10 protein-coding genes and 3 pseudogenes are annotated in these 13,729 nt (G+C 74.1%); 6 read left to right on the forward strand and 7 right to left on the reverse strand.

All coding sequences use genetic code 11. The features are described 5' to 3' along the window. Window positions 1–169 precede the first annotated feature (169 nt). A complete protein-coding gene (locus tag ABD794_RS09685; protein WP_344962394.1) occupies window positions 170–811 on the forward strand; it encodes a class I SAM-dependent methyltransferase in 642 nt (213 codons plus the stop codon). A gap of 267 nt (window positions 812–1,078) precedes the next feature. Continuing rightward, window positions 1,079–2,302: a helix-turn-helix domain-containing protein gene (locus tag ABD794_RS09690; protein WP_344962396.1), complete on the forward strand. Its 1,224-nt coding sequence runs from the start codon at window positions 1,079–1,081 to the stop codon at window positions 2,300–2,302. A gap of 622 nt (window positions 2,303–2,924) precedes the next feature. On the opposite strand, the gene ABD794_RS09695 is transcribed toward ABD794_RS09690, so the two are convergent. Then, the gene (locus tag ABD794_RS09695) at window positions 2,925–3,128 is read right to left on the reverse strand and encodes a hypothetical protein (protein ID WP_344962399.1); all 204 of its coding nucleotides are present in this window, start codon (window positions 3,126–3,128) and stop codon (window positions 2,925–2,927) included. Window positions 3,129–3,206: 78 nt separating this feature from the next. Between ABD794_RS09695 and ABD794_RS09700 the strand changes: the two genes are divergently transcribed. Further along, window positions 3,207–3,386, forward strand: coding sequence for a hypothetical protein (locus tag ABD794_RS09700; RefSeq protein ID WP_344962401.1), 180 nt, complete (start codon window positions 3,207–3,209; stop codon window positions 3,384–3,386). Here ABD794_RS09700 and ABD794_RS09705 read toward each other — a convergent pair. The 3 genes and pseudogenes from ABD794_RS09705 to ABD794_RS09715 all read right to left on the reverse strand — a co-directional run bounded on the left by ABD794_RS09705 (window position 3,311) and on the right by ABD794_RS09715 (window position 6,514). After that, window positions 3,311–4,679 (reverse strand): annotated as a pseudogene (locus tag ABD794_RS09705) (MFS transporter). The gene ABD794_RS09700 and the pseudogene ABD794_RS09705 sit on opposite strands and share 76 nt — an antisense overlap. Continuing rightward, complete coding sequence (locus ABD794_RS09710) at window positions 4,676–5,308, reverse strand: helix-turn-helix domain-containing protein (RefSeq protein WP_344962403.1); 633 nt, start codon at window positions 5,306–5,308, stop codon at window positions 4,676–4,678. The pseudogene ABD794_RS09705 and the gene ABD794_RS09710 overlap by 4 nt, the downstream one beginning before the upstream one ends. Window positions 5,309–5,374: 66 nt before the next feature. After that, a complete protein-coding gene (locus ABD794_RS09715) occupies window positions 5,375–6,514 on the reverse strand; it encodes an alpha/beta hydrolase (protein ID WP_344962405.1) in 1,140 nt (379 codons plus the stop codon). Window positions 6,515–6,696: 182 nt separating this feature from the next. On the opposite strand from ABD794_RS09715, the gene ABD794_RS09720 reads away from it, so the two are divergent. Then, window positions 6,697–7,257: a GNAT family N-acetyltransferase gene (locus tag ABD794_RS09720; RefSeq protein ID WP_344962407.1), complete on the forward strand. Its 561-nt coding sequence runs from the start codon at window positions 6,697–6,699 to the stop codon at window positions 7,255–7,257. A 259-nt stretch (window positions 7,258–7,516) separates the two neighbouring features. After that, on the forward strand, window positions 7,517–9,583 hold the full coding sequence (locus ABD794_RS09725; protein ID WP_344962409.1) for a PIG-L family deacetylase: 2,067 nt from the start codon (window positions 7,517–7,519) through the stop codon (window positions 9,581–9,583). Between the two features lie 228 nt (window positions 9,584–9,811). On the opposite strand, the gene ABD794_RS09730 is transcribed toward ABD794_RS09725, so the two are convergent. The 3 genes and pseudogenes from ABD794_RS09730 to ABD794_RS09740 all read right to left on the reverse strand — a co-directional run. Next, window positions 9,812–10,567: a thioesterase II family protein gene (locus ABD794_RS09730; protein WP_344962411.1), complete on the reverse strand. Its 756-nt coding sequence runs from the start codon at window positions 10,565–10,567 to the stop codon at window positions 9,812–9,814. A gap of 124 nt (window positions 10,568–10,691) precedes the next feature. Then, a pseudogene (locus ABD794_RS09735) lies at window positions 10,692–12,332 on the reverse strand (GMC oxidoreductase). Window positions 12,333–12,499: 167 nt separating this feature from the next. Then, window positions 12,500–13,405 (reverse strand): annotated as a pseudogene (locus ABD794_RS09740) (condensation domain-containing protein); the annotation flags it as partial. A gap of 14 nt (window positions 13,406–13,419) precedes the next feature. Between ABD794_RS09740 and ABD794_RS09745 the strand changes: the two are divergent. Continuing rightward, on the forward strand, window positions 13,420–13,632 hold the full coding sequence (locus tag ABD794_RS09745) for a hypothetical protein (RefSeq protein WP_344962413.1): 213 nt from the start codon (window positions 13,420–13,422) through the stop codon (window positions 13,630–13,632). Window positions 13,633–13,729: the final 97 nt, after the last annotated feature.

Consider the following 13,729-nt stretch of genomic DNA (forward strand, 5'->3'; position numbering starts at 1 on the left):
CCAGAACGATTGCTTATAACCACTGTACGGAGCGCTCTGGCCCCGACTTGCCGTTGCCGCAATGGATTTTGGCCGGCGCTCCGCGACGGCCCCAGCATGCCCCTCCGTCATCGGCAGCACGCACTGCCCTTCGTCATCGGCAGCACGCACCACCGCAAGGACGGCCCCCATGAACCACGAACGCCACTGCCCCGCGACCCGCGCCTTCTGGGAGGACTTCTACCGCCGCGACGCACGCGTCTGGAGCGGCGAGCCCAATCCTCTGCTGGTCCGCGAGACCACCGGGCTCACCGCCGGCACCGCCCTCGACCTCGGCTGCGGCGAGGGCGCCGACGCGGTGTGGCTGGCGCGCCGCGGCTGGCGGGTCACCGCCGTCGACGTCTCGCCCACCGCCCTCGGCCGGGCCGCGGCCCACGCCGCGGCGTCCGGCGTCGCCGACCGGGTCGACTGGCGTCAGGAGGACCTGAGCCGCTCCTTCCCCGCCGGCGCCTACGACCTCGTCTCCACCCAATTCCTGCACTCCCCCGTGGAGTTGCCGACCGAGCGCATCCTCCGGGCGGCGGCGGGGGCGGTGGCGCCCGGAGGGGTGCTGCTGGTGGTGGGACACGCGGGGCTGCCGGAGTGGGTGGAGACGGATCCGGCGATGCGGTTCCTCTCGCCGGAGGAGGTGCTGGACGCGGTCGGCGCGCCCTCACCGGACTGGCGGGTCGTGGTCCGCGACTCCCTCCGCCGTGAGGTCTCCGGCCCGGAGGGCCGGTCCGGGCTCCGGACGGACCACGTCCTCAAGCTGCGACGGGTCGGGGACCGGTAGGTCTTCGCCGGTGGCGGCAAGGGAGCCGGGGCTGCCGCGGCTTGAGGGTGGCACTGGGGTGTACCGGGCAGCCCCCGTTCCTTGATCCTGAACGCCTCGACGGTAACGCCGTTGACGTACGGAGAGGGCCGGTGGACCGTTGCCGGCCGTTGCCAACGGCGTTGGCAACGGCCCGGCGCCGGGCGCGGGGGACGGAGGACCTGCAGGTACGGTGTTCCCGACTGCGCAGGGTGAAGCCCTGGTTCATGAGGGCATGGGGGACGCACGGTGTCGATCGGCGAGCATCTTCGTTCCCTGCGCATCCGGCGCGGCTGGTCGCTGGCCCGGCTCTCCCTGCAAGTCCACTACAGCAAGAGCTACTTGAGCCGGGTCGAGAACGGCCTGCGCCCCCTCACCCCGGAACTGGCCGAACGCTGCGACCGGGCCCTGGACTCCGGTGACGACCTGGCCCGGCTCGCGCGCGACCGGCCGCGGGCCGCGGACCCGGCCCCGGCGGTCCCCGGGAAGGCCCGCACCGGGAGCCCGGTCCCGGCCCAGTTGCCCGCCGTGGGACGGATGTGGGGACGGGAGGCGGAGGTCGAGCACGCGGAGGCGTTCCTCGCCGGGCACTCCGGTCCGGCCGTGATCGCGGTGGACGGGATGGGCGGCGTCGGCAAGACGACGTTCGCCGTCGCGCTCGCCGGAGGCCTGGCCCGTTCATGGCCCGAAGGGGCGCTCTTCGCCGACCTGGGCGCGCACGGTCCGTCCGGGAACCGGGTGGCACCGGAGGACGTGGCGACCGGGCTGCTCCACGCCCTGGGGCAGCTGCCGCAGAACGTCCCGGGGGATCCCGTCGAGCGGATGGCCCTGGTCCGCAGCATGCTGGCGGAGCGCCGGGTGATCGTGGTGCTCGACGACGCCACCGGTGCCGCCCAGGTGGCACCGCTGCTGCCGGCCGTCGGCGGAAGCCTGGTCATTGTCACGGGCCGACGGCGGCTGACCGCCCTGAGCGTACGGCACGGCGCCCTGCGCATCGCCCTGGAACCGCTGGCCGGTCGACGAGGCGGTGGGGTTCCTGCGGAGTGCGCTCGGCGGGCGGACAGCGCCGGGGGTCCGGGCGGCGGCCCTCCGGCCCGGCTCACCGGACGACGCGGCGGCGACGCTGTCGGCCGTCGCGCGGTACTGCGGCTGCCTCCCGCTCGCCCTGCGGATCGCGGCCGAGCACCTGGCGGAGTGGGGGGATCCGTTCACGCCGCGCCGGCCGGGGACCGGACACCACCGGCGCACGGACTAGGACCTCCTGGCGTGCCCGGGGAGAGCGGGCAACCGCCGGTGGCGTTCGTGTCGCCTGGTCCTACGGGCGCTCCCGCCCGACCAGTGCGCGGGCGTTCGGCTGCTGGCGCTGCACCGGCGGCCGAGATGGGCGTGGCGGCCGCGCGGGGCCGTCCGTGGGCGTGGAGGCCGCGCGGTCCGGCCGGCTGCTCGGCGAACTGCGGGCCGCGAACCTCGTGATGGAGGTGCGGCCCGGCCGGTACCGGATGCACGACCTCCTGCGCGACTACGCGCGCGAGTGCGCCCGGGGCCGACGAGTCCCGGGAGGAGCTGGCAGCCTGCACCGCCCGGGTGCTCGCCTGGTACCTGCACTCGGCCGAGTCGGTGGCGGACGTGCTGCTGGGCCGGGGGCCGGCACCGGGTGGAGACCGTGGACGTGCCCGCGCGGTGCGTGCCGCTGCGGTTCGCCTCGCTCGCGGAGGCACTGGAGTGGTGCGAGGGCGAGAGGGCGAACCTGAAGGCGTGCGTCGAGGCCGCCCGCACGGCCGGCAGCCCGGTGACGTGGCAACTGCCGTACGCCCTGTGGCCGTTCCTGTATCTGCGCCATCACCACGGCGATCTGCTGACCATCGGGACCGTGCCCGTGCGGCGGCGGAGGGCGGCGGGCCGCTCGCGGAGGCCTGTGCCGAGAGCGTCCTGGCCGCGGCCCGGCCGGGGCACGGGACCACGAACGGGCCGGCGAGCACTACCGGCGGACGGTCGAACGGTTCGCCACGGCGGGCGACGCGGTCGGCGAGAGCGCGGCGCTGGTCGCGTACACGATCTCCTGCCTGCACCGCCGCCGTGGCGCGGAGGCCGCCGATCACGCGGCCCGCGCGGTGGACCTCGCGACGGGCGCGGCGACGCGCGTGGTCCACGGGCCTGGCCCTCCAGCGTACTCGGCGAGCTGCGGCTCGCGCTCGGCAGGCCCGAGCAGGCCGTCGGCCCGTTGTACCGGGCGGAGGAACTCCACCGTGCGCACAGCTCGTTGTGGCTCCAGGCGTCGACCTGGACGCTGATCGCCCACCGCCCACCGGGAGACGGGCGACCACCGGCAGGCCGAGACGTGCTACCGGACGGCACTCGACCTCCATGAACGCACGGCATGCGCGCCGGAACCGCCCACGCCTGCACCAGTTGGGGCATCGGCTACCGGGCACGGGGCCTTACCGGGCAGGCCCGGCGGACGCTGCGACGCGCCCTGGAGATCTACGCGTCGCTCGACGACCCGCGCGAGCGGGCCGTCCTGGAATGCCTGGCCGACATCGAGGCCGGGGAGGAGTAGCGCGACCGGGGACGAGTGGCGCACGGCGGCTCAGCGCGCCGGCCGCCGCCCCGCTCCATCTCGGCCCACTCCTTCCTCAGCCCGCCCACGCCCACCAGCGCCCCGTGCGCGACCCCCGCTCCGGTCAGCGTCGCCCCGAGCCCGGCCGCGCCCACCGCCGCTCCGGCCGCGAGCCCCCCGAAGGGGATCCCGGCCCAGGCCAGGGCGCCGCTCAACGACCGCACCCGGCCCAGCATTTCCCGCGGCACCCGCTCGAAGGAGACCGCCCCCAGGATCGGGTTGAGGAAGCCCGCGCCGCAGCCGCCCGCCGCGAACACCACGGCCACCGCCCACAAGGGCGCGTCCAGGGCGAGGACCAGGAAACGGGGCATCTCGGCGAGCAGGTAGCCGGCGAAGAAGACCGGGCGCCGGCGCAGCCGGTGGGCGACGGCCGCCGCGAGGATCCCGCTGCCGATCGCCGCCGCCCCGAAGAGGCCGTTGACCAGTCCGGCGGCCGCCGGGCCGGCGCCCGATTCCCGGGCCCAGACGGGGATGAGGACCTGGCCGAAGCCCGCCTGCAGGAAGTTCCCGACGCCGACGACGAGCGTGATCGTCAGGAGCAGCGGGTCACCGCGCAGGAACGCGAACCCCTCGGCCAGCCGGCGCCGGTAGCCCTGCTCCGTGGCGGCGGGCGCCGCGGCCCGCCCGGTCCCCCCTCGGCGGCAGCAGCACGATCGCCAGCGAACCGAGCGCGAAACAGGCCGCGTTGACGACCAGGGCCGGGAGCGGCCCCACGACGGCCACCAGCGCCCCGCCCGCCGCGGGCCCCACCGTCGCGGCGAGTTGCTCGACGACACCGGCGAGCCCGGTGGCCCGTTCCAGGGGGACGCCGCCGCGCTCGGCGGCCTCCGGAACCATGACGTCCCGGGCCAGGTCGCCGGGCCCGCGCACCGCACCGATGACGGCGACGAGCGGGAGCAGCAGCCAGAAGTGCAGTATCCCCAGGGCGTGGCAGAGCGGGACGAGCCCCGCGGCGGCCGCGCTCAGCGCGTCGGCGGTCCAGCAGACGACGCGTGACCCGACGCGGTCCACGAGCGGCCCGGTCAATGCCTTGACCAGGACGTACGGGGCCATTTCGCAGAAGGCGACCAGCCCGGTCAGGGTGGCGCTCCCGGTGGTGACCAGGACGAACCAGGGCAGGGCGACAGCCGAGACGCGGGTGGCGGTCAGGGCGACGGCCAGGGACGAGAGCACCGCGGCCAGCGGCCGCAGGGTGCGCGCCGGCGCCTCCCGGCAGGTGTCCGTGAGGGTCACGACTCCCCCGGTTCCGGGGCGGTCCCGGGCTCGGGGAGCAGGTGCATGACAACCCGTACGGGTTCGGCGCCCTCGAGCACGTCCGAGGCGTCCGGCCGCCAGTAGCGCGCCATGACCGCCCGCAGCTCCCCCGCCAGCCGCTCCGTCTCCTCGGGGGTCAGGCACAGCCACCAGTCGCTCATCTCCAGGCGGTCGCGCCACGCCTTGGACATCGACGGGGCCTGGCCGAGGGCGAGTTGGGTGCGCAGGGCGTGCAGGCTCGCCACGGACGCCCGGTAGGCGGCGGTGGCCTCGGGCTCCGCGTCGGCGAGGTCCTTGTCGTTGAACCAGGTCGCCTCGTGGGCCGCCCGCCACCAGCGCTCGCGGGCGTTGCCACGCCCACCGTCCTCCTCGACGAAGCCGGCGGCGGCGAGTTGCCGCAGGTGGTAGCTGGTCACGCCGGAGCCGACGCCCATCCGTTCGGCGAGCCGGGTGGCGGTCGAGGGCCCGTACGTCCGCAGCAGGCCGACCACTTGGACGCGCACGGGGTGGGCGAGCGCGCGCAGCCCGCGGGCGTCCAGCACCACGTCCGTCTCGGGATCGGGCGCCAACCCCCGGGTCGCTCCGGTCCGTTCGTCTTCTTCGCTCATGACGGCACCCTAGAACGCCAAGAGTTCTTCGCAAAGAGGTTTTCGCGAAGAACTCTTGGCGATCCGTCATCGCACGGCCGCGTACGCGCCCAGCGCGATCCGCGCGAAGTTGCGCAGCGAGGCGGTGCCGGGGGCGAAGTAGCCGGTGTGGCCGTGGGCGCCGTCCGAGGGCACGGGGCGGGCGCCGAACTCCGCCGAGGTGGGATCGGTGCCGTGGCCCAGCCCGAGGAGCTCGACGTTGGGGACGTTGCCTATCCAGTCCGCGCCGTTGCGACGGGTGGCCCAGACGTGCGCCGCGGTGCCCAGCTCCGCGGCCGAGTCGGCGTGCACGCCGGGGCTGCCGAGCACGACGAGGTCACGGGCGGGCAGGGCGTGCGCGGCCAGCCCGCAGACGACCGAGCCGTAGCTGTGGCAGAAGACGGCGGGCGCCGCGGCGCCGGAGGCGGCGAGACCGGTGAGGAAGCGTTCGAGGCGGGGCGCTCCGGCCTCGGCCAGCCGGCCGGTGGCCGCGTCGAGGCCGACGCCGACGGGGGTGGTGTAGCCGGCCCAGGCGATGACGGCGGTGGGGGTGCGGGGGTCCTGGCGGCGCATCTCGGCGCGCAGCGACTTCGCCATGCCGGCCGGGGTGCCGTACGGGTCCCGGTCGCGGTCGAAGGAGGAGAGGTCGATGTCGGAGCCCGGGACGACGACGGCGGTGCGCCGCGCGGCGGCGAGGTCCCCGTACACCTCGGCGAGCTGGCCGCGGCCGCGCGGGTCGAAGGCGAGGATCTGCCGGCCGGGGGCGAGCAGCTCGCCGTAGCGGTCGGCGAGTTCGCGCGCCCGCTCGCGCTCGTACGAGGGCAGCGACGCGTCGGCGGCCCGGGCCCGCTGCACCGCGCGCCCGTCGGTCAGCGCGCGCCGGTTGGCCGCGTACCGCAGGGCCGGCGGCGCACCGTCCAGGTTCCCGACGACCAGCGGGTGACGTGCCGCCAGCCGCTGCCGGGCGGCCTCGGGGAGGGCGGCGAAGAAGCGGGCGACCTCCGTCGGCGCGGCGGTGGCCGGGTCGGGCAGGGCACGGTGCAGGGAGTGGTCCGCGCGCCACGCCGCGGTGCCGGCCGGCGGTCCGGTGACGGCGGTCTGCTGGTGGGCGGTGGCCCACCCCGCGGTCCCGGTGATCACGGTCGTCGTGAGCGCGACGGCGGCCAGCGTGCGCTTGAAGCGGCGCATGGAGTGTCTCCCCCTCGTCCTGTTCGGTGACCGCCTGCTGCGGCGAACGGGGAGGAAGGTAAGGACGCGGTGTCCCGCGGAACGTCACACCGTGGTGCCGAACTGCGGGTCATACCGGGGTAGGGGGTGGGCCGGGCGGACGCCTGTTCGCCGCGGTCCGCGGGCCGCCCTAGGCTACGGGGATGATCATCGAACCCCGCACCGTCGCCCATGGCGTCGCCCTGCGCCCCGTGGCCCTCGCCGACGCGGCCGCCCTGGCCGCGGCGTACGAGACCAACCGCGACCACCTGCGTCCCTGGGAGCCCCGGGGGCGCGACGCCTTCCGCACGCCGGAGGGGCAGGCGGCCCGGCTGGCCGAGCTGCTCGAACTGCGGGACGCGGGTCGGGTGATGCCCTGGGTACTGGACGCCGGGGACGAAGGGATCGTCGGCATCGTCAACCTCAACAACGTGGTGCGGGGCGCCTTCCACAGCGCCCAACTCGGCTACTGGGTGGCCGCCGCGCGCGCCGGCCGCGGGCTGGGCACCGCCGCGGTGGAGGCGGCGTGCCAACTGGCCGGGCAGGAACTGGGGCTGCATCGGATCGAGGCGGGGACGGTCACGTCCAACACCCCCTCCCAGCGCGTGCTGGAGAAGTGCGGGTTCGAGCGGATCGGGACCGCTCCGCGGTATCTGCACATCGACGGTGCCTGGCGGGACCACTACCTCTTTCAGAGGATTCTCAACGACCGCGCCCCTCGGTGACCCCATGACCTCGCAGGCGTCCCACGAGCACCGTTGAGCCTCGCGTTGCCCGATCGCATCGCAATCTACGGCTCGCCGAGGCACGGCTGTTACATGACAGAGGGAAAACCGCGCGTCGTGAGTCGTAAGATCTTACGGTCAACTAAGGGGGGTTGAATCGGTTTTGTCCAGCATGTCCGCGTTTGCTCTACCGCGCTTCGCGCGCGGGAGATGGGAGACCCCTGTGCCGGGGCGAATATCACAGCTTCCACGCCGCCGGGTGCTCCAGGTCGCGTGCGCCGGTCTGGTCGCGGGGACCGGTACGGTCGGCGCCTGGCAGTGGCTGGCGCCCGGGGCGGCCCACGGGGGACATGGACAGGAGTTCCCGGCACAGCCCGCGAAGGCGGTCACGAACCAGTCGTTCGTGCACGTCATCGCGCACCCGGACGACTCCCTGTACTTCATGAACCCGGAGCTGGAGCAGTCCATCCGCAGCGGCGCCCCGACCATCACGGTGTGCCTCACCGGCGGCGAGTCGGACGGCCGCAACGCGCTCGCCAACACACCCGGCTATCCCAAACTGCCCGAGCGGCGGCCGGAGTTCGTCCGGGCGCGCATCAACGGCCTGCGCGAGGCGACGGCCCAGATGGCGACGGGCGACTGGCTCAGCCCCTGGAAGGTGGAGACGCTGACCCTGCTGCCCGGCTTCCAGGTCGAGCTGCAGACCCTGAAGGCGGCACCCCAGGTCAAGTTGATCTTCATGGAGCTGGTGGAGGCCCGGTTCATCCGCGTCCCGCGCAAGGAGAGCCTGCGCGGGCTGTGGCTGGGGGCCACGCCGAGGCTGACGACGCTCGTCCCGGCGCACAGCCCGGTCAAGCGCACCTTCCTCTACACCCGGCAGCAGGTCATCGACTCGCTCGTGGCCGTCTTCGAACGCTACCGGCCCACGGTCGTGCGCACGCTGGACCCCAGCCCCACGCACCGGGCGGTCCAGCAGCAGTTCCCGGGAGTGGCGCCCGAATTGGCCGGTATATCCCATTACGACCACCAGGACCACACCACCTCCGCCTACTTCGCCCAGGCCGCGCTCGCCGAGTACTGGGGTCGCGGGCACGCGCGTCCCACGGCGGTCGAGAGCTTCGTCGGCTACGAGGTCTCCCTGCTGCCCTCGAACCTCGACGCGGCCACCACCCGGCACAAGGTGAAGATCCTCGACACCTACGGCTGGGCCGACGGCAAGGACTGCGGCGACGCGGCGGGGTGCGGCGACCGCAAGGTCGGCAAGCGCTCCAAGGACGTCCGCTGGTCCAACAACTGCCGGCACCGGGCGCCGGGCACCCAGCGCTGGGTGCAGCCGCTGCCCGACGGGCGGCTCGCGGCCTTCGCCCTCCTCGACGGCGCGGTGCACTGCTGGACGGAGACCCGGCCGGCCAGTGGCACCTGGTCCCGCCCGGTGCGCGTCGGCGGCTCGATGCTGGAGGGCCAGGTGCAGGTCCTGCGGCACTCCGACGGCACGCTCCAGCTGTTCTCCGTGCGCACCCAGCTGCCGGCGCGGGGCAAGGACCACCGGCGGGACGTCGTCACCGCCCGGCAGACCGGCCGGACCCCCCGCGGCGGCACCCCCGCCTTCGGCGGCTGGGAGTCCCTCGGCTCCCCCGAGGCCGACCCGGAGCGGTCGATGGAGGTCGGCCACCCGCTGGCCGTCGCCGACAAGGACGGCAAGGTGTACGTCCTCGTCCGCGACTGGGCGGGCAACCTGCTGTTCCGCACCGGCGAGGGCGGCCGGGACTGGACCGACTGGGAGCGGCTGTCCGTCGAGAACGAGCCGGTGAGCGTGCTGGACGGAATGGACGCCGTCCTCGACGACAAGGGCCGCCTCCACGTCGTCGCCGCCGACACGAAGACCGTCCACCACTGGGTCTCCGAGTCCGACGGCGAGCCGCCCCAGCCGGCCGGCGCGACCCGGCTGCCCACCGCGAGCGGCCCGCTGTCGCTCGCCCCCCTCTCCGGCGGGGGCGTCCGGCTCGCCATGCGCCAGCCCGGCACGGCCCGGGTGATCGTCGCGGACCGCCCGGAGAACGGGAAGTGGCGGGTGACCTCCGAGTGCGCCGAGATCGGCGGGTACGGGCGGGTGGCCCTGGCGCAGGACGGCCGGACGGTCGTGCTCGCCGCGCGGGACGATGCGGGGCGGGTCCGCGTCTCGAAGGGTTCCGGGCGGCCGGGGCCTTGGCAGGCGGGGGGTGCTCCGCACCGGTTCACGCCGGCGGTGGCGAAGGATGCGAAGGGGCGTGTCGTCACGGTCGTCATGAGGATGGACGGCTCGCCGGGCGGCGTGCGCGTCTCGTAGGGGGTTTTGCCCCCGGCCCGCCCTTTCACCGTTTCTTCCGGGGCGGAGCCCCGGGGCCCGCAATGCGGCTCCGCCGCATTGTCCTCAAGCGCCGGACGGGCTGAATCAGCCCGTCCGGCGCTTGAGGACCGGGGGTACCCCCTCTGGGGGAGCCCGCAGGGCGCTCCGGGGGCGCAGCCCCCTGCCGGAAACGGCGAAAGGGCGGGCCGGGGGCAAAACCCCCGCGCGTCAGCGCAAGCGCCGCGCAACCTCCTCGATCACCGCCCCCTGATGCCCCGTCAGATAGAAGTGCCCCCCGGCATACACCTTCACCTCGAACGACGCCTCCGTATGCCGCCCCCACGCCGCCACCTCATCCACCCCCACCTTCGGATCCGCATCCCCCGTCAACCCGACCACCGGACACCGCAACGCCGGCCCGGGCTCGTACCGATACGTCTCCGCCGCCCGGTAATCGGCCCGGATCGCCGGCAGGATCATCCGCAGGATCTCCTCGTCCCCGAGCAGCGCGGCATCCGTGCCGCTCAACCGCTGCATCTCGCGCACGATGCCGTCGTCGTCCCGTTCGTGGACGTTCTCGGCGCGCACGATGGACGGAGCCCTGCGGGCGGAGGCGAACAGGGCGGTCAGGACGATGTCCTTCTCCTGCTCCAGACGCCGGGCCACCTCGAAGGCGAGCGTGGCGCCCATGCTGTGGCCGAAGAAGGCGAGCGGCCGGTCGGCCCAGGGCAGCAGGGCCGCGTACACCTGGTCGGCGAGGTCGGGGATGTTGTCGACGAGCGGCTCGCTGCGGCGGTCCTGGCGTCCGGGGTACTGGACGCACAGGACGTCGACGCCCTCGGGCATCGCCTTCGCCATGGGGAAGAAGAAGCTGGCCGAGCCGCCCGCGTGGGGCAGGCAGACCAGCCGGACACCGGCCTCCGGACGCGGCTGGAACCGGCGTATCCACAGGCCGTTGTCGGCGGTGCCTCGGTTGTCGTTCACGAGCGGTGTTTCCTTCCCGATGGGGTCACCACATCCGGTGACGGCCTGATCAGCCGTGCCCCGGGAAGCACCGCCTCACACGCACCTCACGCACGATGCGGCGGGCATCACGTCGTCGCGGGCCTCACGTCCGTCCGGTCAGGACGTCCTGCCGCAGGACGCGTTCGACGTTGCGCTCCGCGAGGGCGGTGATGGTGACGAAGGGGTTGACGCCGAGCGATCCGGGGACCAGCGCGCCGTCGGTGACGTACAGGTTGCGGTACCCTTCACCCGCCCGTAGTCGTCGGTGGCCCGGCCGAGGACGCAGCCGCCGAGCGGGTGGTAGGTGAAGTCGTCGGCGAACGCCCGGGGTTCGGGGCCGAAGAGGTCGTAGCGGTAGTCGGTGCCGTTGGCCCGGTTCATCCGGTCGAAGAACGCCCGCGCCGAGCGGACCGCGGGCGCGCTCTGCCCGCGGTCCCAGCGCAGCCCCATCCGGCCCGTGCCCCGGTCGTAGGTGAACGTGCCGCGCTCGGGGTTGCGGGTGATCGCCAGGTAGAGGCTGATCCAGGTCTCGATGCCCGCCGGCACGGGGGGTCACCTCCGCGAAGACGGGGTGCCGCGGGTCGTCCCAGGCGTCGATGCCGAGGACCGGGACGGTCGACTGGTGGCAGCCCGTGGGGTGGTGCGGCAGGTTCGCCCGCGCGGTCATGACGTTGCCGTTGGGGCCCCAGCCCTCGCCGATCTCCCGGCCGAGCCGGGGCAGGGTGCCCGTCTCCCGCGCCCGCAGCAGCAGTTCGGTGGTGCCGAGGCTGCCGCCGCCGAGGAACAGCTGGCGGCAGGCGATCTCCTTGGTGCCGAGCGGCCGGCCGGAGGCGTCCGACCGCTCGACGGTCACCACGTAGCCGCCGGCGTGCGGCCGGATCGCCACGGCCCGGTGCAGCGCGGCGACGGTGACGCGGCCGGTGCCGAGCGCGGCGGCGAGGTAGGTCCTGTCCAGGGACATCCGGCCGTGGTTGTTGCCGTAGATCAACTCGCCGGCCAGCGCGGACTTCGGGGCCTTCCCGGCCGCCTCGCGGCGCATGTACCGGAAGTCGTAGATGTTGTCGAGGAAGACCGTGCCGTGCCCGGCCCGGCCCGCCTCCTCCCGCGCGACCCGGGAGTAGCGGTACCACTCGGTCCCCTCGAACCAGCCCCGGTCGACGCCGTTGACCCGGAGCCCGGCCCGGGCCCTGGGGAAGTACCGCCGGTACATCTCCTCGGCGTCCACCCGCGGCAGCACCTCGCGGAAGTACGACCGCCGGGGCGTGACCGCCATCCCGCCGTTGACCAGCGAGCCGCCGCCGACGCCCCGGCCCGCGTACACCGCCATCGAGCCGAAGTCGACGCGGTCCAGGATCCCGGCGTACGGCTCGACGGGCCGGTTGACCACGTCGAGCCAGAGGAACGACGCCATGGGCGCCGCCGTGCGCCGGCGGAACCAGGTGGACCGCCGGTCGGGGGTGAGCATCCCGCAGAACACCTTGCCGTCCCGCCCCGGGCGCGTCCATAACTGCCCGGTCTCCAGCATGAGTGTGCGGACTCCGGCCTCCGCGAGGCGCAGCGCCGTCACGGCGGCGCCGTAACCGGTGCCGATGACGAGGGCGGGGGCGTACGCCCCGTCGCGGGCCCGGTCCGCGGCGTCCGCGCGGGGAGCGGGTCCGACGACGGTCTCCCCGGCGAGTGCCGCCGCCCCGAGGGCGAGGGCGCCGAGCACTCGGCGGCGGGACGGGGGGTGCTGTGCCGACATGGTCTACCTGGCCTCTCCGGGCCCCCGTGGTGGGACGGTCCCGGGGCCCGGCGGCCATGGAAACAGAAGTGACGGGCGGGGAGGCCGAGTTCACCCTTCACTTCCCCGGTTTCTCCCGTATCGCTTGACGCGGATCGATCCGTTGCGATACAGCGCGGGACGTCACGTCAGAACGTCCCGTGGTGCGCCATGTTCTCCAGCGTCCGCACCAGGGTGCGGCCGAGCGCGGCCTTGGTGCGGCGCGCCTCGGGGGTGTCCGCGTAGATGGCGTTCATGTGCAGCCCGGCGTCGTTGCGGTGGAGCCAGAAGCAGATGCCGTTGGTCCGTGACGACCAGATGTGCTTGCGCGCCCGCCAGGGGGTGTGGTGCCGCGCTCCCGGCACCTTTCGGAAGTCCAGGTAGGAGAAGAAGTTCACTGCGAACGGCCAGGTGCGCAGGGAGAAGTGCTCCGGCGCCAGCAGGCTCCACGCCTTGACGAACGGCACGTCGACGTGGCGCCACATCTCGTCGAGCGCGGCCGAGACGCCGGCCATGGTCTCGTCGAGCCCCTGCCCCTCGGCGACGGAGAACTCGACGGGCATGGTGTTGACGAACCAGCCCATGGTGTGCGCGTAGGAGCCGCGGCCGCGTTCGTTGACGGGCATCAGCCCGCGGTAGACGTCGGGCCCGCCCTCCTTTCGCAAGGAGACCCCCACGGCGGCCAGCAGCCCCATGAACAGCCTGCCCTCCGCCTTGCGGCAGCGGGCCTCCAGCGCCTCGGTCCCGTCCGCGGACAGCAGCGGGTCCAGCTCGTTGACCGTCGGGTACAGACGGCCCGGTTCGAGCCCGAGGTCCAGCGGGAACGGCGGGAAGAAGTCGCCGTTGCGCGCCATGAACCCCTTCCAGTGGTCGAGCCGGCCGTCGTCGGCGTCCATCTCGCGGTAGCGCCGCCGCTGTTCGCGGCTGTAGCCGAGATAGCTGCCCACCTCGGGCAGGTCGGGCCGCCGGCCACGGGCCAGCGCCGCGTAGACGGTGGCGATGTCGTGCACGGCGATCGGCGTCGACAGACCGTCGGAGACGAGGTGGTCGCAGGAGAAGAACCACCGTCGTGGACTCGTCCCTGACCACGGCGCCCATGCCGATCAGCGGCCAGGACAGCGTGTCGATCCCCCGGAAGAACTCGTGCAGGTACGACCGGATGCGCGCCGGGCTGCCGATGTGCCCCACCTCGGCGATCCTGAGCCCGACCGCGTCCGGGTCCAGGGGGCCGCAGGAGACGTCGTCGGCCAGCTCCCCGAAGGTGCAGCGCAGCACTTCGTGACGGCGCACGACGTGCAGGAGCGCGGACTCCAGGGCGCGCAGGTCCACCCGGCCGGGGATCTCGAACGTCCCGGCCACGTAGGAGGAGAACGCGTCGT

Source organism: Streptomyces thioluteus, from assembly GCF_039535865.1.

Bases quoted from the DNA above. Each gene is read 5' to 3' on its own strand.
- ABD794_RS09685 (WP_344962394.1), top strand. From the start codon at position 170: ATGAACCACGAACGCCACTGCCCCGCGACCCGCGCCTTCTGGGAGGAC.
- ABD794_RS09700 (WP_344962401.1), top strand. From the start codon at position 3,207: ATGCGCGCCGGAACCGCCCACGCCTGCACCAGTTGGGGCATCGGCTAC.
- ABD794_RS09710 (WP_344962403.1), bottom strand. From the start codon at position 5,308: ATGAGCGAAGAAGACGAACGGACCGGAGCGACCCGGGGGTTGGCGCCC.
- ABD794_RS09715 (WP_344962405.1), bottom strand. From the start codon at position 6,514: ATGCGCCGCTTCAAGCGCACGCTGGCCGCCGTCGCGCTCACGACGACC.
- ABD794_RS09720 (WP_344962407.1), top strand. From the start codon at position 6,697: ATGATCATCGAACCCCGCACCGTCGCCCATGGCGTCGCCCTGCGCCCC.